Source organism: Paenibacillus sp. J2R1T-4 (assembly GCF_059692235.1).
The window spans coordinates 181,324-201,929 of sequence record NZ_JCAUBA010000010.1 but is presented as its reverse complement, the minus strand read 5'-3'; the positions used below and the strand labels follow the sequence as shown (position 1 = coordinate 201,929).

At 45.4% G+C, this 20,606-nt stretch carries 21 protein-coding genes and 1 riboswitch; of the genes, 7 read left to right on the top strand and 14 right to left on the bottom strand.

From position 1 onward, the window contains the following. Positions 1-133 precede the first annotated feature (133 nt). Positions 134-862 (top strand): alpha/beta hydrolase, encoded by a 729-nt coding sequence (locus AC58QD_RS18275; protein ID WP_497335812.1) that lies wholly within the window; start codon positions 134-136, stop codon positions 860-862. Positions 863-928: 66 nt separating this feature from the next. Here AC58QD_RS18275 and AC58QD_RS18270 read toward each other — a convergent pair whose 3' ends face one another. From AC58QD_RS18270 to AC58QD_RS18255, 4 genes are all read right to left on the bottom strand, one after another. Further along, positions 929-1,861, bottom strand: a complete 933-nt coding sequence (locus tag AC58QD_RS18270) for a lipoate--protein ligase family protein (protein ID WP_497335810.1) — start codon at positions 1,859-1,861, stop codon at positions 929-931. Positions 1,862-1,911: 50 nt separating this feature from the next. Continuing rightward, positions 1,912-3,222 carry a molybdopterin-dependent oxidoreductase gene (locus AC58QD_RS18265; protein ID WP_497335808.1) on the bottom strand — a complete coding sequence of 437 codons (1,311 nt, stop codon included), beginning with the start codon at positions 3,220-3,222 and terminating at the stop codon, positions 1,912-1,914. Between the two features lie 288 nt (positions 3,223-3,510). Beyond that, a complete protein-coding gene (locus AC58QD_RS18260) occupies positions 3,511-3,804 on the bottom strand; it encodes a hypothetical protein (protein WP_497335806.1) in 294 nt (97 codons plus the stop codon). 73 nt (positions 3,805-3,877) lie between these two features. Beyond that, positions 3,878-3,963, bottom strand: a riboswitch (cyclic di-GMP riboswitch). A gap of 178 nt (positions 3,964-4,141) precedes the next feature. Continuing rightward, positions 4,142-4,255, bottom strand: a complete 114-nt coding sequence (locus AC58QD_RS18255) for a YjcZ family sporulation protein (protein WP_497335804.1) — start codon at positions 4,253-4,255, stop codon at positions 4,142-4,144. Positions 4,256-4,804: 549 nt separating this feature from the next. Here AC58QD_RS18255 and AC58QD_RS18250 point away from each other — a divergent pair. Beyond that, on the top strand, positions 4,805-5,068 hold the full coding sequence (locus tag AC58QD_RS18250; protein WP_497335802.1) for a hypothetical protein: 264 nt from the start codon (positions 4,805-4,807) through the stop codon (positions 5,066-5,068). Positions 5,069-5,166: 98 nt separating this feature from the next. Here the strand turns inward: AC58QD_RS18250 and AC58QD_RS18245 are convergent, their stop codons facing one another. Together AC58QD_RS18245 and AC58QD_RS18240 are read right to left on the bottom strand one after the other, a co-directional pair. Then, positions 5,167-5,391, bottom strand: a complete 225-nt coding sequence (locus tag AC58QD_RS18245; protein ID WP_497335800.1) for a YuzB family protein — start codon at positions 5,389-5,391, stop codon at positions 5,167-5,169. Positions 5,392-5,426: 35 nt separating this feature from the next. Beyond that, positions 5,427-5,726: an iron-sulfur cluster assembly accessory protein gene (locus AC58QD_RS18240; RefSeq protein WP_497335798.1), complete on the bottom strand. Its 300-nt coding sequence runs from the start codon at positions 5,724-5,726 to the stop codon at positions 5,427-5,429. 150 nt (positions 5,727-5,876) lie between these two features. On the opposite strand from AC58QD_RS18240, the gene ytvI reads away from it, so the two are divergent. Then, entirely contained in the window at positions 5,877-6,959 is a 1,083-nt protein-coding gene (ytvI, locus tag AC58QD_RS18235; RefSeq protein ID WP_497335796.1) for a sporulation integral membrane protein YtvI, read from the top strand. On the opposite strand, the gene AC58QD_RS18230 is transcribed toward ytvI, so the two are convergent. From AC58QD_RS18230 to AC58QD_RS18205, 6 genes are all read right to left on the bottom strand, one after another. Further along, positions 6,956-7,198 carry a hypothetical protein gene (locus tag AC58QD_RS18230; RefSeq protein ID WP_497335894.1) on the bottom strand — a complete coding sequence of 81 codons (243 nt, stop codon included), beginning with the start codon at positions 7,196-7,198 and terminating at the stop codon, positions 6,956-6,958. The two genes, ytvI and AC58QD_RS18230, sit on opposite strands and share 4 nt — an antisense overlap. Positions 7,199-7,247: 49 nt before the next feature. After that, positions 7,248-7,472 carry a hypothetical protein gene (locus AC58QD_RS18225; RefSeq protein WP_497335794.1) on the bottom strand — a complete coding sequence of 75 codons (225 nt, stop codon included), beginning with the start codon at positions 7,470-7,472 and terminating at the stop codon, positions 7,248-7,250. 22 nt (positions 7,473-7,494) lie between these two features. Further along, positions 7,495-8,628 (bottom strand): M14 family metallopeptidase, encoded by a 1,134-nt coding sequence (locus AC58QD_RS18220; protein ID WP_497335892.1) that lies wholly within the window; start codon positions 8,626-8,628, stop codon positions 7,495-7,497. 135 nt (positions 8,629-8,763) lie between these two features. Further along, on the bottom strand, positions 8,764-9,570 hold the full coding sequence (gene racE, locus AC58QD_RS18215) for a glutamate racemase (RefSeq protein ID WP_497335792.1): 807 nt from the start codon (positions 9,568-9,570) through the stop codon (positions 8,764-8,766). A 141-nt stretch (positions 9,571-9,711) separates the two neighbouring features. Continuing rightward, positions 9,712-10,722, bottom strand: a complete 1,011-nt coding sequence (locus tag AC58QD_RS18210; protein WP_497335790.1) for a polysaccharide deacetylase family protein — start codon at positions 10,720-10,722, stop codon at positions 9,712-9,714. Positions 10,723-10,777: 55 nt separating this feature from the next. Further along, the gene (locus AC58QD_RS18205) at positions 10,778-11,212 is read right to left on the bottom strand and encodes a disulfide oxidoreductase (protein WP_497335788.1); all 435 of its coding nucleotides are present in this window, start codon (positions 11,210-11,212) and stop codon (positions 10,778-10,780) included. Between the two features lie 104 nt (positions 11,213-11,316). Between AC58QD_RS18205 and AC58QD_RS18200 the strand changes: the two genes are divergently transcribed. The 3 genes from AC58QD_RS18200 to AC58QD_RS18190 all read left to right on the top strand — a co-directional run bounded on the left by AC58QD_RS18200 (position 11,317) and on the right by AC58QD_RS18190 (position 15,013). Beyond that, entirely contained in the window at positions 11,317-11,895 is a 579-nt protein-coding gene (locus tag AC58QD_RS18200; protein ID WP_497335786.1) for a GNAT family N-acetyltransferase, read from the top strand. Between the two features lie 114 nt (positions 11,896-12,009). After that, complete coding sequence (locus tag AC58QD_RS18195; protein WP_497335784.1) at positions 12,010-13,827, top strand: putative bifunctional diguanylate cyclase/phosphodiesterase; 1,818 nt, start codon at positions 12,010-12,012, stop codon at positions 13,825-13,827. Positions 13,828-13,888: 61 nt separating this feature from the next. Next, positions 13,889-15,013 (top strand): phosphodiester glycosidase family protein, encoded by a 1,125-nt coding sequence (locus tag AC58QD_RS18190; RefSeq protein ID WP_497335782.1) that lies wholly within the window; start codon positions 13,889-13,891, stop codon positions 15,011-15,013. A gap of 413 nt (positions 15,014-15,426) precedes the next feature. Here the strand turns inward: AC58QD_RS18190 and AC58QD_RS18185 are convergent, their stop codons facing one another. Continuing rightward, the gene (locus AC58QD_RS18185) at positions 15,427-17,241 is read right to left on the bottom strand and encodes an FAD-dependent oxidoreductase (RefSeq protein WP_497335780.1); all 1,815 of its coding nucleotides are present in this window, start codon (positions 17,239-17,241) and stop codon (positions 15,427-15,429) included. 134 nt (positions 17,242-17,375) lie between these two features. Here AC58QD_RS18185 and AC58QD_RS18180 point away from each other — a divergent pair, with 134 nt between their 5' ends. Next, positions 17,376-18,170 carry a helix-turn-helix domain-containing protein gene (locus tag AC58QD_RS18180; protein ID WP_497335778.1) on the top strand — a complete coding sequence of 265 codons (795 nt, stop codon included), beginning with the start codon at positions 17,376-17,378 and terminating at the stop codon, positions 18,168-18,170. A gap of 106 nt (positions 18,171-18,276) precedes the next feature. Here the strand turns inward: AC58QD_RS18180 and AC58QD_RS18175 are convergent, their stop codons facing one another. After that, complete coding sequence (locus tag AC58QD_RS18175; RefSeq protein WP_497335776.1) at positions 18,277-20,556, bottom strand: helix-turn-helix transcriptional regulator; 2,280 nt, start codon at positions 20,554-20,556, stop codon at positions 18,277-18,279. Between the last annotated feature and the right edge of the window lie 50 nt (positions 20,557-20,606).

The following is a 20,606-nucleotide window of genomic DNA, read 5'->3' as shown; positions in this document are numbered from 1 at the left end:
ATATAGTACAGTTTCAGAAAAAGCTAGTGACAACTTCCTCTTTTTTGTCGAATTTGTCGAATCACAACGGTTATTTTGTGCAATAAATTAATATTTCACTCCCTATTTTTAACTGATTAAGGAGACATATTCAATGGATGACTCGATCTACTACAAACGTACCCTTATCAAAGAAAACTTACCCTCAGAAGCATTGCAAGAAACAAGATCGATACGGATCGTGCTTCCGCCGGGGTATAACGAGCTGCTCACTTACCCTGTTCTTTACTGTCAGGATGGAGAAGATTTCATCAATTTCGGGCGGCTTGCTACCCAAATGACTCGATTGATATTGGATGAAGATCTGGATCCTGCCATAATAGTAGCGGTTGATGTGAATAAAGCGGTTCGGACCGAAGAATATTCTCCAGAAGGGTCACGTTTCTCCGCTTATTGCCGTTTTTTCGCGGAAGAGTTAGTTCCCTTTGTCGAGAGGAAGTATCCGGTAAGAACGAACCCTGAATCCCGTATTCTTGCTGGGGATTCATTAGGCGGTACCGTATCGCTGCATTTAGCATTGGACTGTCCCGACTTGTTCACACGAGTCTTGTCGCTGTCAGGGGCTTTCTTGGCTAGTACACAAGAGCGAATCCGGCATGAGCAAGATCTGTCTTGGCTTGAACTCTACATGCTGATTGGGCTGCAGGAGGAAAGTGTGGAGACTACACGAGGAACATTCGATTTTCTTGCAGCTAATCGAGCAGCGCGCGGGCTGCTTGAGGAGAGGAACACACGCCTGACCTATCTAGAGGAGGAAGGGAAACATCTTTGGGGATTCTGGCAGCAGGAGCTACCTTCCGCATTGCATCATTTTCTAGGTTAATAGCCTTCACCTTCCACACCAAAAAAACGACCCGGATCCATTCTCCGAGTCGTTCTTTGCCAATCCTTATTCTCCACCATTGTACCTTTGCATAAGCACCTCTGCTTGAGTCTGCATTTCTTGCATCGAGGGAAGATTCGGATGTCGACCAGACAACGCCCCCCATGCCTGCATTGTTTCCATAAGGGCCAATATGAATGTGCGCATCGTAACCCCTTTTCCTGCCGTCAAGCTTACCAAGCTCCCCATTGTAGATGGTTTCACATGCGGATAATCAAGAGTTGGTGTTCCTACAGGGTTAAGCCCATCATCAAGCACCTCTCCAGACGCCATCTCATAGAACATTCGGACCATATGGCCCCTTCGCTCTGCATGACCCTCAACAACTACAAAAGCTTGTACAACAAAAGCTTTGTGCTGTCTGCGCTGAGAAATACCGCAAAACTTACGTCCATCCACAGCCAAATCGTATGCGCCTGGACAGTACGAGCCAATCACTTCCCCAGTTTCAATCGCAACTCCGAAGCGTTGCATCGTAGTTGCGATCAATTGACGCATAAGCTGAAACCCTGTCTGGAAATTTTGTTTGCCGTCTGAGATCGGTACAATCAGGGAAATATTCAAGACACCAGGGTCGAGTGGAACAGCGGCACCGCCTGAACTTCGAACTCCAACTTGATACCCTTGCGCGCTAAGCCAATTCATTCCTAACTCCGCCATAGGTAGACGCCGATCCCGAAGTCCCAGCACAAGCGCCTTCTCATGACGCCACAGGTGGACTACCGGAGCAGCCCCTTCTCCTACTTTTCTGCACATTAGCTCATCATAAGCGAAAGGAAACAATATATCCCCAACAAGCGTTCTTGAGCTAGTATCATGGATATAGAAGCCGCCGCGGGGGAGCTCAGATGGCTGCCGCTCCCCAACTCCTGACTCCGATTGTCCTTCCATTCCCAGTTCGCTTTCTTGTTCCGTTTCCTTGCTTGGTCTAGTTGTCATCTGGTACCTTAGCTCCTTCAAACCTTAATATCGTCTATCTCTGATTTGCTCTATACATTGCCCTGCCTAGGCTTCAAACTCGGCACCCAAGCATCTGTATCGTAACCTCTGGCTTCCCAATATCCGATGTGGTCTTTATCGATTAGCTCAATACTTTGCAGCCATTTGACAGATTTGTAGGCGTACATCTTAGGGACGATCAAACGAACAGGCCCGCCTAACTCCTGGGGAATTGGCTTGCCGTCAAGCAGAACAGCAACCATTACATCATCCAAGGCTGCTTGAGCTAATGTAAGGGTGTCCGTATATACCCCGTCACCGGAGTAAAATTTCACAACTCGCGCTTTGGATTGCACCCCTGCCTTTTCGAGCAGCTTCGAAAGTGCAATTCCTTCCCAAGTATTGTTATAGACGGACCATCCTGTTACACAGTGAAAATCGCTCACTTGAACACTTCTAGCCAAATCCGTGAACTGCTTCCAATCCCAACTCTGGGGGCGATCAACTAGTCCCGAGATCGTGAATTTCCAATTATCGGATGAGAATGATGGAATCGGTGTTACCGTATAAATCCGAAAATGCCCCTGACTGCCGCCTCCTACGGGAACGATAGAATCTGGCAACGGTTGCGGAGCAGGAAGCATTCGATTGCCGTCTTTTGACGGATCGTATGCATTTAAGTCTATTCCCCCACTACCGCCTCCCGAGAACAGCCAACGTCCGAATTTGGGGCCAATTAGCACAACCAGAAGTCCCAACAATCCCCAACGAATAAAAGAACGACGTGTGTACAAGACATCGCGCACCGTCTCCGTCACAGAGCGCGGTGTCTCCATTCTCGGTGCTCCCTCACTCTCACGCACGCCTTCACCCGCTTCGCGCTGCATAACAGCGCCTGGACGACGCATCTTCAGCCAACGGCTGCGGGTAACAGAATGGTAGATTGCGTATGGAACGCCTACCCAAGTAAACAGGTCATGCATAGTTAATGCAACATTGCTCCACACTGGAGGGAACTGACGGAATTGCCATAATACAATCCCGGACACAACCCACCCGACAAGCAGAATGAGGACTACACTTAAGTTCCATTGCTGCTCTGGCTTGCCTCGCAGCTGCCTGATATGTCGAATCATTTGCGGTAAATAGATCAGCACGATAACCGTTGATATCAAACCAAGCCAGATATGCCCTTCCTTGGTTAGCACCCTAACGACACCTAGCTCACGAAAAGGTTTGATAAACAAGAGAATACCGCTTACAGCGAGCAGGAGAACAAGCCAAGCATTCCAAGCATGCAGCATGGACAGTTTCTTACCGAAAGACTTCTTCTGCCATTTGTCCCATATTCTCATTCTCATTCGCACCCTTCAAGAGGTAGTGTCAGAAGCAAATAACAGGATCGCACTAGAGTTTATACTTATATTGTATAGCAATTGCCTTCCTGATGAAAGGCGACTTAATTAATATTGACAGCACTTTCCGGCAACGTTGTTGGATTAAAATAAGCATCTTCTCCATCATCAAATGGACGACATGCTTGAAGCGGTTACGGAACTTTTCCCCACCAGAACAAATAAGGAAGCCCTTGTTCGTGACGGCGAGGCCACTCAAAGTGCTTCCTTCTATTGATGGTCAGGTATTCAATATTAAGCCATCTGTGGCCGAGTGAACTTTTCCTGAAGCAAATTGAACAGAGACAGGATGAAATCCTGATGCTTGGAGCAACGAAAAGATATTTTCACTTCGCCTTTCCAATAAAACGTAAACAGATTGTTCTTCTGTCCGATCACAAGCTCTACGTCCCAGCAATTGTCGCGAAGCATGTATTTGTCCCGGTTGAAAAATAACTTAGGACCTTCCGACGTATGATACATCCCAAAAAAATCGCCGCCTACTTTGAAATAAAACCCTTGCTCCATTACACCTGCATTCCCGTACACGTCATTCACTCCTTTTTTTGATTAGAATTTGGGATAATTTATCCTCATATAAACAGAAAAAACTCCAACTTCTTTCGGTAACTGGCTGGCTTAGCCTAAAAGGCAGTAGCCCCTGTAGTTTTGCGCCGCTGGCTTTCACCAGGTTTGCCGTATCGAGAATGTTCGAAGTTTGTCGTAATTTCTTATGTAGTTCTTATAGCATACAAGATTGAGGTAAGTTAAGCATCGTCCTTTTTTCCTATTTACAATCAATTAAATTGTGTATTTTCACACAAAAAAAAGAAGACCGGCGCATTGCACCGGCCTTTCAGGTTATGAGTATCTTCACACAGGAATTTTACAAGCCAAATGGGCGAACTATAATCACCAATAAGATGTAAAGAACCAAGATAATACCGACTGAGGTGAATCCTACTCCACAACCTACACCTGCTCCGCCAACGAATCCCATGTTCCGTCCTCCTCTCTTCAATGCATCTTTGTGGCTGCACCACACTACACACTGTATGAATATAGGGGACCTGTGGATTGGATATACGCCCGTTCCTGCAAAAAATCTGTGTTTTTTTACACCTGCTTGACCAAAGTAAACCAACTAACCATTCGCTATTTCTAGCTGCAATGCTGGTTGGATCAGTGTCCGCATCCACAATGTTTGTTCTTAGACTTTACATTTGCAGACATTCTACGTTTTCCTCTGCAGCAAGCAGCGCAATCGCGACGGCAAGATGCACGTCCCGAACCGAATAAATTGCACACATTTCTACAAAAAGCGCTGCTGTTACTATTCACACCAAGTTTTTTCGAGCTGTATGAATTCATATTTTTCCTCCCTATTTCTCGGAATAATGCATTGTATTCCTAAGGATGAGCCGAGGAAAGGGACAGGTTATTCAAAGACATCAACACTATTTTGAGGTCCTTTATGCTTATATGGCTTGCTGCCCTTCGGTGTGATAGACTAGAGCACATAACCGAGCATGCTAGAGGTGGATGGATCATGAATCGCAATGTATGGAATCTGCTTGTCCTTATCGAGTTAGTATTGGCCTTATTGTTCACCGTCATTTGTGTCATTGTGTTTTTTGTGCAGCCTGACTCACTGCTTCTTCAACTAATGTTAGCGTTCATAGGCTTAGCGGGAATATACAATGGGATCTTTTTGTTCCGCAAGATTAAAGAATCAAGAACTCCGAGCGGTAGAAGAGCCGGCAGCCGACCTGTTCCTAACCAAAAGGCCAAACGAAGCTCCGGTAAAAAATGAAGGATCAGCACCCCATTTTACGAGTGACCTGGTCCTGTTGATACGTCAAAGAGCATCGATCCCTGCAACAGGGAAAGATGCTCTTACTCATTCAGCAGTTATGCTTTTAAGTATTTTATTGCCTTGTCAATTGCTTCATCTTCCGTGGGTGCGGTTATATACCGCCCGTTCACGAAAATAAACGCTGCTCGCGAACAAGGACCGCAATAGGACTTGCAGCCTACCTTGATCTCTGTGTTGGGTACAAGTTTCTGCAGCTTAGGCAGCATTGTCTTTACCTTCATATGCTTGCATTTGTCACAAATCCGTATATCATTGGCCATGACTCAGGTATTCCTTTCCCGAATGCGGCAGCGTGTTATTCGCCGAGATTTCCTTTGCTCGGGTTAGTAATGAAGAACCCTTCGTTCGGCACATACAAATAATCGATCTTAACGCCGTCCAGCACATCTTCTGTTCGCTCTAATAACACTTCAATCCCTTTATCGGTCATTACGATTTCGTCGTTTTCGTCAGCGTCATCCAACCCTAAGGCGTATTGAACAAGTCCAGCGTGCGTAAACTCTACTTTCACTCTAACCTTTAATCCTTTGTTCTCTTCCAATTCCAGTTCCTTGAGCAGTACTTTTGCCGCACTGCGCGTTATTTTGCACTCCATGTCCAATCACTCCTTGTCCCTTAAGTCATCAAAATCATATCATGTTTTGCTCGCATCGTCTAATCTTAAGCCCGCATTGCCCTTGGAGGTTGTACCATGTAAAATAGTGGGAGGCCCTCCATAAGGGTTAACTGATGAAGGGGTGAACCCATGCTTTCGTTCTATAAAAAATATTACAAAACTGTGTTTGACATTGGTCTGATGGTGTTGACCATCTATTTGTTCATGCTGACATTCAGTTATTTGTATCGGATCGCTACGCCTATCTTCTTAGCCTTCGTCATCTACGCTATCATCGAACCGTTGGCCAAGTTCCTGAATCGCCGCGGGATGAAGAAGTCCATTGCGACAGCAATCTCTACCCTACTGTTCATCATCCTTATTCTAGCTGTATTCATAGGGCTAGGAGCTATCTTCACGGCGCAGATCTATTCCTTGTCCCAAAAAATCCCGGGCTACGCGCTGACTTTGCAAGATCAGATCGTGAATAATACGGCCTACTGGCAATCCAAGTTGGATTCATTACCGCCCGATATCGTGGACAAAGCCAAAGAATACTCGCGTGTTGTTACAGAGAAAGGAGCCTATCTCGCTACCTTGTTCCTTGGTTGGATATTCTCCATGCTAACTTCTTTCTCATCGTTTGTAGTGAACTTCACCATTGGAATAATACTGGCCTATTTCCTAAGCATTGAGATCGACACATGGAAACGGCTGGCCAGTGACAAAACACCGCGCACGTTCAAGAGTGCCTTTTTCTTCCTCAAGGAGAATGTGTTAAAAGGTATCGTTTCTTATCTAAAAGCGCAGATCAAGCTTATTTCGATCACGTTTATCATTATTTTCCTGGCATTGCTGCTGCTTGGAGTCAAGAATGTATTCTCCATTGCCTTGCTAGCCGCGTTCTTCGATGTACTACCGTTGCTCGGTGTATCCACCGTGTTCATTCCGTGGATTATTTACTTATTCATCGTAGGAAATACATCGCTTGCGATCTGGATTAGCGTCGTGCTTGGAGTGGTCATTCTTGTTCGCCAAATCATGGAGCCTAAGATAACGGGAGATTCATTGGGTGTATCTGCCTTCACTATGCTTTCCTTCATGATCATATCCTTGTCCTTGTTCGGTGTAGCTGGATTGATATTGTCGCCGATCCTGATCATTCTGATCAAAGCGCTTATGGAGCAAGGCTATTTGAAACGATGGATCCGGCTCCCAGCCGAAGAATATTAATCCTCCAGCTCGTATCTTCCTTCCAAGCGGGAGGAGAACCAGTTCATCAAGAGCATCGTTACCGCAATATCATCAATTGGCATGAAGGGCATCACATCAGGCAGAATCCAGTATAACAGTGCTGGTATGACGAGTAGAAGCTTCATGTAAACAGGAACTTTATTTGAACCTAACAGGCGGAATACTCTCCGGAATACATGAGCCCAGTGGCGCAGAGACAATAGTTTTCGCATAATGATCAAACCCTCCATTCCAATAAAGTTAGCTGCTGAACCGATGTTCATTCACCTATGAACGTCGGTTTTTCTTTGAAGTGCGGTATACAAAGATTGCAAAAGAGATAAGGATAATCGCTCCAGCGACACAGACGGCAATCATCACTTTGTGGGCTGAATCCGGTAAGCCGCTGCCAGCGGATGCATACGAACTCGCCGGAAAACCGAGATATAGGAGAGCAATTAAAGATAAGGTCTTTAGAATCGAATAACATTGACGCAATGCCGACTTAAGCATGAATACCTCCTGGAACGAGAAATCAACTTGGATTAGGGAAGGTGCTGTACTCCTCAGCTAGCCTCATAGCTTCTACCATAAGCGACTCTACTTTACCGTAAAGAGAATCGAATTGCTCAATGGGAAGCGGATTAATGCCTTGTCCGGCTTCGATCGTAAAGCCGGGCCGGCGGAACTGTTGGATAAACCAGTCCTTATAGCCAGCATCACTGCCAGCCAGCTTCACAGATTGATAACCGCTGGCTTGTGCAAGTTTATCGGCCATTCGTCTGGAGATTGCAGGCTCCATCCCTCTGTAATTCCAGTATATCTCTTCTCCCTGTGTGTGAAAAGCAACCGCCATTTGAAAGTTTCGTGACCGTGTGAAGGCAGCCATCGCCTTGGCTTCCGGTTCTGTAAGCGGGCCGCTCCCTGTGTAATCACGCGGCCCAGGCTGCGGAGCGGACGGTCGTCTGCGTGCGCATTCTTCCTCCCAATAGGCCGGGAACTGATCATTCAGGTCAACTCCTTGAATATTCGCTTTCCATCCCGTAAAGTCCATTTTGCCCTTATTCCACTTCAATAAACGCTTTCCATGAGGATGGCCTGGCCACACTCCGCAATGAACGAGCTCAACTCCGTCCGGATTCACCATTGGCACGATCCAGAGCGATACCTTATCATATAGCTCTTTCATCATTCTGGCTGCTGGATTCATACTCTCTCTGCCACCGCTTACAGCTTCTGCAAGCCGTTCTAAGAATTTCATCAGTACGAGAGACGTTATCCATTCATTCGCGTGGAAGGACCCGTTGAAATGCACCTCACAAGCCCCAATTCCAATACGCAGAACAGGTATGGGTCGATCCATCACACTATGTCCGATCCATTCGACCTGGATGAAGGGATATCGAATGAGAAAATGCTGAATATCACCCATTAATTCCATATACCCATATGGAGCGGAAGTATTCACTAATGGGCCTGTGGAATCACGCCTTGTAAAAACTTCTTGAGGCTTGAGGGCGGAAGGAACAAACACAATCTGACCTGGCACCAAGTAATGAGCAGGATCAGGGTGCATACTGCGATTGCGTGCAGTCAGCTCCTCTAGAGTCAATTCTGCTCGTTCTGCTAGACGAAACCAAGTATCACCCGGCTTCACCACATAAGGCATGGACAAGGTAACGCCTCCTCTTTAATCATCTCGATATCCATCCATATGCCCGAGGACAAACGGTTCATGCTCTTTCCTGATCATGGAAATTGAGAAGACCGTCCGAACTTGTCGGACGGTCCATGTCAAGGGATGTTATAACAAGGCGACCTGCCAATAGACAGGCGAGCTGTTGAGATGATCACCCAGCCATTGCCGAGCAATTTGTTGGAAGGTAGGGGCTTCGCCACTGCAGAACAACTGGTGCATGGGGAGTGATTCCGTGGCTGCCAACTGGCCGCGATGGTACAGAATCGTGCTCACTTCCCTTGCTGTTTCTTCAGCCGAGTTAATCAAGTTCACTTCCGGTCCCATTACTTCCGAGATCACGTCTGTTAAGAAAGGATAATGTGTGCAGCCAAGGATCAAACAATCAATAGAGCTATTCCGGAGTGGAGTCAATGACTGTTTCACGGTCTCCCTGGTTTCTTCCGAGCGAAACATCCCCTTTTCTACAAGCGGTACGAGTCGGGGACAAGCATAACTGACTACTTCAAGCGTGGGCGAGATGGCCCGAAGGGCGTGAAAGTATGCTCCGCTCTTAACTGTGTTTTCTGTGCCGATCACTCCTACCTTGCCGCTCCGTGTAGACTTGATAGCAGCGCGTGCTCCTGGATGGATGACTCCTAACACAGGTACAGAGACCATAGAACGAATTTCTTGAATAGCTAATGCAGTGGCAGTATTGCAAGCAATCACGATCATCTTGGGATTAAAGCGGATCAAAAACTGAACAATTTGACGTGTGAATAAAATCACTTCATCGGTTTCTCTCGGGCCGTAAGGTGTCCTTGCTGTATCGCCGAAATAGATGATTTTCTCCTGAGGAAGCTGGCGCATCACTTCTCTGACGACGGTCAGTCCTCCGACACCGGAGTCCAGTATGGCTATGGCTTGCTGCACGAAGTCTCGCTTCCTTCTATCAAAAAGTAAGGTCTATCTTTACAATATGAGACCTTACAAGGAAATGTTCGAGTGCGCATGACACAATAAAAAACGACATCCTTCATTTGAAAAGGAGGTCGTTTACAGAGAAAGCTTATCTTACTTGTTCATCAACTCAGCGATTTGTGCCAATTCATACCCTTCGCTTTTGATTTGCTTCAGAATCCGATCCATGGCATCAATATTTTCCTTGGAGGCATGGTGCATGAGTATGATATTCCCGTCATGAAGATTATTAATAATATCGTTATAAGCATCATCTGCGCCATTCTTGCGCGGCTCCCAATCTTTCATGGCTGTTGACCAAAAAAAGGAAGTATATCCCATATCCGATACAAGGTTTAACAAATGCTTACTGAATGTTCCATAAGGAAACCGGAACATTTTGACTGGCTCAAGACCTGTAATCCCTCGATACAAGCTCTCAAAATCACTGAATTCTTTCTTGACTGCCTCGTCAGATAATGTAGTAAAGTCCTTGTGAGTAATCGTATGATTCGCTACAGTATGCCCTTCTTCTAATAACAGCTTTATATAATCGGGGTTATTCTTCAGATTGTAACCCGTAACGAAGAAGGTCGTCTTCACATCGTTATCTTTCAAAGCTTTCAGAAGCTTCTTATAATCCAGCAATTCTCCGCCCACATCAATAGTCAAATAAATCTTCTTACCTTCGCCTACCCATACTGCTTTCTGATCAGGTGTCAACGATTTCACTTCTGCCGGGAAACCTGGCACCTCGCCCTTTTTTTTCTTCATGTAATACCAACTAATCGGCTTCATATCAGCGGCTGTAGGATTTTTGAGCCCCGCGGCTGGAGACAGATTAGGCGCTTGTGTAGCTGGCGGCTTCTCTACCGGCTTGTCATCCGGTGTCTTAGTCGGCTCAGGCGTCGGTTTAACCGTCGGGACCGGAGTCGCTGATGGCGTTGGTGTAGCAGTTGGTGTGGGTGATGGGGTCACACTAGGTTTGGAACTTGCTCCAGGTGCTTCTTCTAAAGTCACATTAGGAGAAGTACAGGCTGGAATAATAAGGGCAGTCAGTAGTGTTGCTGTTAATATCCATTTTGTCGAATGCAGAAAGATCACCTCTATGTTAAATTTCGACAAAAAAAGCAAAATTCCTCCGAATCCATTTGATACAATTTGCAATAAATCACGATCATTATGCTTGTTTGCGCGATGCTCTCCACAGCAACAATTGAATTATAGAAATGAGGGTGAACCCAGTCAAAGCAAGGAACGGGATGGTAACAAAACCGAACCAGTTAATATAGACAGCGTCACATGGCACCATACCGCAGGAGAACGAATTGGACGGAATCCAGTCTGTCTTTTCCATCAAATAATGGTAGGCGGAAATACAAGCGCCCAATATCGTCATCGGCAGGACATAAATATAGATGGACGTGTTCTTGCGAACTGCGGCAATGCCAAGCAACAAGACTTGGGGATACATTAGAATCCTTTGATACCAGCATAGCTTACAAGGCAAATACTCCTTGATTTCGGAAAAATACAAGCTGCCCAAAGTTGCAACTAACGCGACAACCCAGGATAAATGCAGCCCATTTTCCAATACGAACTTTCTCCATTTCACGGATAAAATCCCCCTTAACTGCGAACTTGTTATTAAGCATCTGATAAGCTAATATGTAATCGGACAATTATATCCTACCATATAAGGGGGCTATTAAAAAACCGATGTTATCTTCTTCACAAAGCAGGTTCTTAGAGAAAGCTTTTACGGGGGACCATATATCCCTACAGCTTCTGCAACCCCATCATGCTCAAGCACTTTACGATTATAAGAATGAGAACCGCGATTTTCTTCAACCGTTCTCCCCTAGGTTCCAAGATGAACACTTCACATTGGAATTCCAAAAGCAGTCCATTCAAACAGCGATGATGGACGCTGCAGAAGATCGGGCCTATCGATTCGGAATTTTTATGCAAGAAGGCGGGCTGTGGATCGGGCAAATCAATTTGACAGGAATTATTAGGGGGGCATTCCAAAATACGCTACTAGGCTATTCTATGGATTATCGTTACAATGGGCTTGGTTACATGAGCGAGGCGGTTCACCTATGTGTAGGTGCTGCATTCCACGAATTGAAGCTTCACCGTGTACAAGCTGCCGTCATGCCCCGCAATGCGGGATCTATTCGTGTACTTCAGAAAAATGGGTTCACGGAGGAAGGCTACGCTAGAAACTACCTGAACATTAATGACGTATGGGAAGATCACTTCTTGTATGCCTTATTGTCAGAACATTATCAATGATCCGTTTTGTATCATAACTATCGACGTGAAGTATTATGCCGTAAACTAAATTTAGGTACTAGTTCAGTAATTACAGAAACGATGACCTACCTCGAGTAATGGAGCTGATTGCCTGTGCAAAAAATACCAATTATAGGAATAGGCAAGGACGGGCCAGCACTTATGATCCTCCGTTCCAAAGACATAGTCAAAATTGAACGGCTTCGTCACCATGAATATCAAGTGCATACCAAAGAAGACAGTTATATTCTGGATGTCTCGATGGAAACGCTTGAGGAGTGGCTCTATGAGGAAGGCTTTCGACTTCTAGATCGAAATAACCTGGTCAATATTCATCATATCTCCGAGTATGATTTACTTAAAGGACGTGTATATTTCGGAGATTCCGAGAGTCAGAAGACCAAATCTGCCACACTTGCCCGTTCCCAATACAAACATCTGGAAACTTTATTGCGTTTGTTGAAATTATCCGATGAACAATCGTTTCAACAAGTGGTTGATGAAGCCGCAGCGATCATTAACCATGACACCGAGCTTGATTATGATCAGATGAAAATACAACGTTCCTTCCATACTTTATTGGATGTAGCGGATAGGCAACGTACAGAAGCCAGAATCAAACAGTTGGCATACCATGATGCATTAACAGGTCTGCCTAACCGATTATTGCTTCAGGAGCGCATGAAAGAAACATTCAAGAATTCAGATCTCTCCGGTAGTCAGACCGCTGTTTTTTTCCTGGATCTGGATCGGATAAAAGTAATAAATGATACGTTAGGCCATCATGTCGGCGATCAAGTGCTTATTCATTGGGCCTCTTGCATGAATGCTCTGGTAGCACCCTATGGCATTATAGCGAGATTCAGCGGAGATGAATTCATCATCCTGCTGCCGGATGTGCCGGATCTTGAGTTTGTTCGCCGTTTTGCCGAGAGTATCATGCAGTTGTTTCACGCACCGTTCCTCTATTCCCACCACGAGTTGTACAGTACGGCAAGTATTGGCATCTCCCTTTATCCACAAGATGGAATTGACCCCGAAACGCTGCTTAAATACGCCGACTCCGCCATGTATAAAGCCAAGGGTCAGGGTGGGAATACGTTCGAGTTCTATAATTCTGAACTGGATGAACGATCACTGGATCGACTGAATTTGGAAATTGATTTACGTAAAGCCGTTGAGCGCGGGGAGATCGTCGTCTATTATCAGCCTATTGTCACTCTGGAAACTGGTAAGATGATAGGAATGGAAGCACTAATGCGGTGGAAGCATCCTGTTCGCGGACTTATATCCCCGATGGACTTCATTCCGCTGGCTGAAGAAACAGGATTAATCGTTTCCATGGGGAATTGGATCTTATTCGAAGCTTGCCGCCAAAATCGGGAATGGGAGCAAAAAGGGTTTCCGCCTGTTTGTGTATCGGTCAACATCTCCGTCAAACAGTTTCAGTCATCGCAATTCGTTCACACCGTCCAACAAGCCTTACAAATTACGGGGCTAGATCCGCGTCTCTTGTGTCTAGAGATCACGGAGAATGTAGCGATGACGAATGTTGCCTTTGTCGTTCGAACCATTAATGAGCTGCGTGAATTAGGGGTTGCGATCTCAATCGACGATTTCGGCACCGGATATTCCTCACTAAGCTACTTGAAGCGATTCCGCGTGCATACGCTTAAGATTGACAAATCGTTTATACAAGAAGTGAACACCAATGATGAGAGCGCCGCAATCGTTACCGCCCTCCTGGCTATGTCTAGAGGTTTAAATATCCGAACTTTGGCAGAAGGCGTAGAAACGGCCGAACAGCTTGCTTTTCTTCAGCAGCATGGTTGTAACGAGATCCAAGGTTATTTATTCAGCAAACCTCTTCCTGCTGACATTTTCCAAAGACTGCTGGAGGCCGACAGCAATTTCTTGGAATCGATAGGATGAAACTTTTTTCTTCCCAATCCGTCTATTATGTAAGATATGGATCGTTAGAAAAGGGGGCACCATGGAAAATAAACCGGTCATTTCAGCGAACACTGCCGCCAATCCTCAGAGATCGGTTAGCAGCAGGTATAAGCGTAGGCGCAGCTGGCGCCGACGGTTCAGTATTACATTTCTTTCGCTATTATTCCTAGCTCTATTATTTACCGGTTGGTTCTTCCTAACTGCATCCGGTACTCAGCTTCGTTATATGATGGCGGACACATTGATTACAACCCAGCATCGTCACTGGGCCAAATATTTGATAGGCAGCCAGGGACTTGAAAAACAAGTGTCCAAGTATACCCAACAGTTCGATGAGATGGCTGAAATGCCTAGCACGATGCCCGTTAATATTCCTACTGTGGTTGAACTAGCCAAACAAGAAAAGAAGCTGATCGAGATCGAGCCGATCAAAGGGGCCAAATTCAGTGGCTACTTGGTGTCCATCTCCGATCCTAAGAAAATCCGTCTCGCCGTTCCTGATAAAGTGGGTAAAGGTGAGAGGGTTTCGAGCATGGTCAAGAGGACTGGAGCTCTTCTAGGCATTAATGCAGGAGGCTTCGTGGATCCGAATTGGGTCGGTAATGGATTCCAGCCAACTGGACTCGTAGTGGCCAACGGGAAAATATATTACAACGATGGTGATGACAATACACCCGTATCCATCGTTGGCATAGACAAAAATGGACGCATGGTCGCAGGGAAATATTCTCCTAAGGAAATTCTCGCTATGGGGGTTAAGGAAGCCGTGACCTTCACGCCTAAGTTTATCGTCGACGGCAAAGGCTTGGTGAAATCTCAGGCCGACGGTTGGGGCATTGCACCGCGTACTTGCATGGCGCAGAAGGAAGACGGCACGATCATGTTCGCCATCATTGATGGGCGTCAGACGCATAGTATCGGAGCGACTCTCTACGATATACAGGAAATCTTTCTTGAGCGTGGCGCTGTGATCGCAGCCAACTTGGACGGCGGATCTTCCACCGTGCTCGTACACGATAACGCGATCATTAACAAACCGGCCAGCCCGCATGGTGAACGCTATCTGCCTACTGCATTTTTGGTGTTCGAGCATCCTGAGAGCGTGCAGATCAAGAATGTTTGGGAAGGGTTAGATATTAGTAAGATTGATCCTTCAAAGTGGTGACATGGGTTTTGGAGGTGGCAACCTTTGGGTGCATAATAACCTCCGTTCCAGATAAGAAATGGGCTACAGCCGCTCTTGAAGTCATGTCCCTTTGATTGTAGTAGTACTGTGTTGGGACATGACTTCAAATGCGGCACGTGAACTTTCCGCTCCATTTCTTATCTTGCACTCTAGTTATTATGCACCGCAGTCAGTCCCCACTTTGCAGGTTCTAGGGGCGGGGAGTAGTAAGAGCAAGTGCAAGTGCACTGAGCGTAGAAAAAAGGTGCTATCCGCTTTTCGGATGCACCTCTTTTTTTGAATTTTACAGCTTCTCATCAGCCGCAGCTAGCTGACCCAAGTCGAGCGAGTAAGTAATTCTACCTTTGTTCCCTGGAAATCCGGGATCACCCTCAAAGCCCAACCGCAACGATTTACTCACAAACGATTTCAACAACTCTTGCATGATCCAAGCCGTTAGTTGCAATAACGTCTAACCGCAGTGATTTTATGTTTCTCAAATTCACTTGTAAATGAATGATGCGTTGGTAATTGTTCGTTATGTGAGCAATTTCCCTTACTCCTTGTTCATCCTCCGCGATTAGCTTGAATTCCTTCAATGTTTCATCCTGGCCTCGCCCCCACTGCATGCGTGCTTGGTAAGCGTCTATATGAATTAATGTCAACATCCGATGAAGCCCCGTGTCCAGTACGATCGAAATATTCGATATTCCAACGGGTTCCTCCCATTGGAGATGTAACCAAGGCCGCTCGTCACCCTGCTCTGACATCCAGCGATGGGTACCTACTGCCGTCAGATCCGGACGTACTCCCTTTTCTCCATGCACGGAGCGAGTATGTCCATCGATAACATGAATTGCCTTGCCTTGCACTTGTTCCGATGACGCTGTAACTCGTGCTTGCCTCGCTAGATTCCTCTCCAGCTTATGTCCGGGCAGAAAAGCTCCTTGGCGAAGCAGTTGCTGCTGGGCTTCTTTCACAATGCTCTTATTATTCCAGGCTTGTTCCAAAGGGAGCTTATGCTTAATCACAAAGGCTGCGAATGTCCCTACCCCTTCCCCCATCACCGCGCATGTCGCCATGACCCGGATACTCGAGAAAGCAATATGTGTAGCCGACATATTGCGGCCAGCGAACATAAGATTCGATATGTTCTTGCTGATCATCGATCGCAGAGGAATGCTATATAGATACGGAGTATACGGCTGATGGCACGGATTCTCATCCTTCGCATCAATACCTTGCGGGGGATGGGTGTCCATGGACCATCCTCCATAAGCGATTACATCTTCAAAATCAATCGCCTGCTCGATATCGTTCTGGTTCAACACGTGCTGACCTATGAAACGCCGCGACTCTCTTTTTCCAGGAAGGAAACCAAACCAATCGAGAGCCCAATTCTCAGCTTCCGGGTGATTCCCGCTATTCTTAATATGGTCCCATACTCCAAGCATGATGGCGAGCAGCTCATCACGGATCTGCTCGTTGTCCTTGATCGTATCCAGCATCCCCCCGAATTCTACCCACCAATAGCCGAATTCCCAAGCCTCATGGTCTCTGAATTTCAAGTCTTCCTCACTAAATTTGCGGGCCCATACCGGCGGGACAAAAGGCATCGGACGCCCCATATCTCTAGATGTGAATAAGAGCGACGATCCAAGACGATAGGCATCCCGGTTCAGGATCGCGCCTGACTCGTTAAATTCATGAGATGCCTCACGACCGGTCGTAAACGCAGCTCCCGCTTCAAAACCCAGCCTTCCGTCACCGGTACAATCCAGAAACAGATCCGCATGAATCTCAAAATGATCTTCCGTGCTTTCTCTCACCGCAGTAGCGGAAATAATCCTTGATCCTTCCATATTCGCTCCGACTACCGTCGTGTTCAACATTACAGTCAAATTAGATTCAGCTCGGCATTTTTCGTACAATATCAGGTCCAGCATATTCGCACTGCGTTGTGGATTCCGTACGGAACATTCCAACATAATTTCTTCAATTATCCCGCTTTCTCTCCTCTCAGATTCCAGCACTGTCCCTCTCGCTGAAGAACCTGATATGTTCATGCGAACCTCAGACGACGCATTTCCACCTAGAACGGGACGGTCTTGACAGAGTATGACTTGAGCACCATTACGAGCTGCCGCAATTGCAGCGACTACCCCTGTGGGGCCTCCGCCGGCAATCAAGATTTGTGTAATCAACTTGATCGTATCGTGTCTTCCCATGGTTTCTCTAGACTCCTTTTATTAGTATAATATCTTTAATTACATATTAATTGCGGCCCTTACACTTTGGGAATTCATACAATTTCTTGTTCATATCCAAAATTACACTTCAGAATTAAACGGGGTGAATATACGTGTCAGAGTGGGTGCCAGAGCTTATTACTCACGCATATTGGGAACAGAAGGAGCAATTCTTATATGACAAGGACACTTATTCGACATGGGTGCTCTTTGCTGTAGAAGAAGGCCGATTCGAGTATAAGATTGGGAATGCGTGTGGGGAAGCGGAGTTCGGAGACCTGGTGATATGCCCGCCCCATATAGCATTTTACCGAAGCACATTGTCCCCCTTATCCTTTCATGCCATTACGTTTACAATTATCAACGATGAGAATCAGTCCATCCTTAACCTTTTGCCTGAACGCAAAATAAGGCTGGCACAAACTCAGCGCTTGTCAGAGAACTATCATCTTTTAAGACTTGCCGATCAGGCTCTGAACTTTAATATGAATACTCAGAGATTGAAGCAGCACTATTTTTTGGATCTGTGGCTTATGCTCATTCAGCAAAACCGCCAGCAGTTGAATGTTATTCCGTTTTCGAACGATGATGAGTTAATACGTGATGTTGCCCTGTATTTAAATAACCATGCTCATGAATCCATTGAAATCCAGAACGTCGCTAGCCACTTTGAATTGACTCCTGTAAATTTGCTTCGCAGGTTCAAGAAAGTATATCAGATCAACCCCCTGCAATATTTAACATCGATCCGTGTGAAAAAAGCTTGCAGATTGTTATTGCAAACGGAATGGAAGCTGGACGTTATCGCAGAGAAATGCGGATACGAGAATGGCTTTTATCTCAGTCGGGTGTTCAGCAAGATAATGGGAATCAGTCCCTCTGCCTTCCGAAAACAAAACCGATTCTAGGGGAGCATAAAGAAGAAAAGGTGCGTCCGCTTAGAAGTCTGGAAATCATTTAAATGTTCTGCCTAGAGGTGGAACTATCATTCAAAGCTCTCTTCATGAAGATTTTTTAATTTCTTTTTCGATACTCACCTGGCGGATACCCTGTAAACTTCTTAAAGTTCCGGATAAAAGAGTTAACACTGAGGTACCCTACTCGCTGCGCCACTTCGTTTACCTTCAATTCTGATGTCTCCAGCAGCTCGGCTGCTTTTTTCATTCGATAGGTTTGCACATAATCACTAAAATTCATTCCCATCTTTTCTTTGAAATAAGTGGATAAATAGGACGACGTTATTTTCAAATGATCAGAGATGATATCTAATGAGATATCGTCACCATAATGGTTGTGAATGTAGGTCAGAACGAAGTCGCATATCGGATCTGTTTGATCCTTTTTATGGTCGTATAGGATACAGGCCGCTGCCACAAGCTGCTCCAGATATCGATCAAACGCCTCTAAGGTATAACAATCATGGGGCTTCTCATCCTGTATGGTTTCTAACAGACGATCCCGTTCAGCAGGCGAAAAGCTTTTCAACAATTGCTGGGAAAAGCTTTGGGCAAATCGAACGAAATACTCAACGGATGCTTCCTTTTTTTCCAGTAAAGCAAGCATTTTTCTGCCTATTCGCAATAACTCCTTCTCGTTTCCGGCCTCCATATGTGCCTGGAGCTCATTTCTTTCCCAATCCTCACGTATATTTTCTGTTATTTTAGTGGAAAAAGGGATAATCTGGGCATCCTCTCCTAATTTCCTCGACTCCAGCAATCGTAAAATGTGTCCGTAGGTTTCTGTAAAAGCGGTCGGGTCTGTTTGATGCGGACTGACTGCGATCGTGATCAAACAGTATAGCTGATCCATATCGAATATTTTCCTCAACCGTTGCAGATGTTCTTCGATTCGATTCGCCTCGTCACCATTCGAGAAAATAAGGGTAAGGATTAAATTCTGCTCGATTTGGAAGGTTAACGAGTCGTTAAACGATTGCGAAATATGGGTATGGATCAGCTCTCTGATAAAGAAAGAAGCCTTCGGTAATTGAATGTCGATTTGCTTCAGGTTTTGGCTTCTAAAGGTCAAATGAAAGCCAATAAGAACAAACGGTGTGTCAAAAGCCATGTGCATCTTCAAATCTTGCGTGTTGGTGTGAATTTGTTTGAGATGATTGATGTACGCGTAATTTTTCAGAAGCGAGTTCTTCCGAGTCAAGTCCTGTCGGATATCGTGATGAGCTTGCGAAATATCTTTAATCTTTTCGCTAATGAAATCGAATTCTCTGATGCTGCTGTTTGTAGGCATGGATACATGATGGTGTTGAATGGAATCCAATATTTTGCGGATCGGATTGTTCAAGCGTTTCGTGAAAAAAATCGAGGCCCCGAGACTAAGTGCTATAGACAATAGAAGAAATCCAGCTAACAGCCAGTTCAAACGCACGATTTTTGCTTTGATTTGTGAAGAGGGAATAACGCTGAAATACGTATATCCGGTTTCCTTGCCCACCTGATAGTACAAGTAACTTTTGCCTTGCTGGATATATCCGGTCTTCTGACCGGATGCCAGTAAAGAAGAAGGAATTGCTGAATAATCCGAATCAGAAGCATAAATAGTCGTGCCCGTTTCATCGGAAATAAACAGCTTGCCGTCTTTGGCCGGCTGGTAAAAAGAAGTGAACATGCTCCTGCTATTCAACAGAAGGATTAAGGAAAATTGGGGGTTGAATTGATTTTTGACCAACACTGGGATGAATTGACCTCTATGGATCTGCTGTCCGAAAGAGTTCATGAAAAATGCTGATTCGGGGAACAGCTTGAAGCTATAAGGCTTTGCTAGCTCCTGAAGCCAAAAATCCTTGGTATACACCTCGTTCCCATAATAATTAACGAACATTTCCTCGAAAGTTCTTGTCCCTTCCTTTTCAATCACGATCGAGTGATCACCCAGTAAATAAATAATGTTATCGATCATTAAATAGGAGTCCGCTAACATGGATTGAAGCTCGTTTCGAATGCGGTATAGCAGCATAGCGTTGATCTGCCCCCCGGTCGAACCGTTCAATAGCTTCGCATTTTCATTGACGTGCAGGCTCATTCCGAATTTTTTGATCGATAATATATGATTTTCATAATCATTAACGGTGGTATTCAGGTTAGCCTGACTTGTGTTCACGATTTCATTTTGTATGTTATTGAGAAAAAAAGAGTTGGACATAAAATTGAACAAAACCAGTATGACCACAATGATCATAAAGCTCGTCATCAACTTTATAAATAAGCTGCTGTTTTTGTGTTTAAGATATGTTTGCTTGAACAGCATCATGTCCATCCCCTTTTTTTCCATAATCATAGCATATTCCTGTGAGTTTTAGAGTCACGGCAAGCTAGCCATTTTATCGA

Excerpts from the sequence above, each read along its gene's own strand:
- AC58QD_RS18275 (WP_497335812.1), top strand. The coding sequence starts at position 134 with ATGGATGACTCGATCTACTACAAACGTACCCTTATCAAAGAAAACTTA.
- AC58QD_RS18250 (WP_497335802.1), top strand. The coding sequence starts at position 4,805 with ATGAATCGCAATGTATGGAATCTGCTTGTCCTTATCGAGTTAGTATTG.
- AC58QD_RS18255 (WP_497335804.1), bottom strand. The coding sequence starts at position 4,255 with ATGGGATTCGTTGGCGGAGCAGGTGTAGGTTGTGGAGTAGGATTCACC.
- AC58QD_RS18265 (WP_497335808.1), bottom strand. The coding sequence starts at position 3,222 with ATGAGAATGAGAATATGGGACAAATGGCAGAAGAAGTCTTTCGGTAAG.
- AC58QD_RS18225 (WP_497335794.1), bottom strand. The coding sequence starts at position 7,472 with ATGCTTAAGTCGGCATTGCGTCAATGTTATTCGATTCTAAAGACCTTA.
- AC58QD_RS18245 (WP_497335800.1), bottom strand. The coding sequence starts at position 5,391 with ATGGCCAATGATATACGGATTTGTGACAAATGCAAGCATATGAAGGTA.
- AC58QD_RS18200 (WP_497335786.1), top strand. The coding sequence starts at position 11,317 with ATGTTATCTTCTTCACAAAGCAGGTTCTTAGAGAAAGCTTTTACGGGG.
- AC58QD_RS18175 (WP_497335776.1), bottom strand. The coding sequence starts at position 20,556 with ATGATTATGGAAAAAAAGGGGATGGACATGATGCTGTTCAAGCAAACA.
- ytvI (WP_497335796.1), top strand. The coding sequence starts at position 5,877 with ATGCTTTCGTTCTATAAAAAATATTACAAAACTGTGTTTGACATTGGT.
- AC58QD_RS18220 (WP_497335892.1), bottom strand. The coding sequence starts at position 8,628 with ATGCCTTATGTGGTGAAGCCGGGTGATACTTGGTTTCGTCTAGCAGAA.
- AC58QD_RS18190 (WP_497335782.1), top strand. The coding sequence starts at position 13,889 with ATGGAAAATAAACCGGTCATTTCAGCGAACACTGCCGCCAATCCTCAG.
- AC58QD_RS18270 (WP_497335810.1), bottom strand. The coding sequence starts at position 1,861 with ATGACAACTAGACCAAGCAAGGAAACGGAACAAGAAAGCGAACTGGGA.
- AC58QD_RS18240 (WP_497335798.1), bottom strand. The coding sequence starts at position 5,726 with ATGGAGTGCAAAATAACGCGCAGTGCGGCAAAAGTACTGCTCAAGGAA.
- AC58QD_RS18185 (WP_497335780.1), bottom strand. The coding sequence starts at position 17,241 with ATGGGAAGACACGATACGATCAAGTTGATTACACAAATCTTGATTGCC.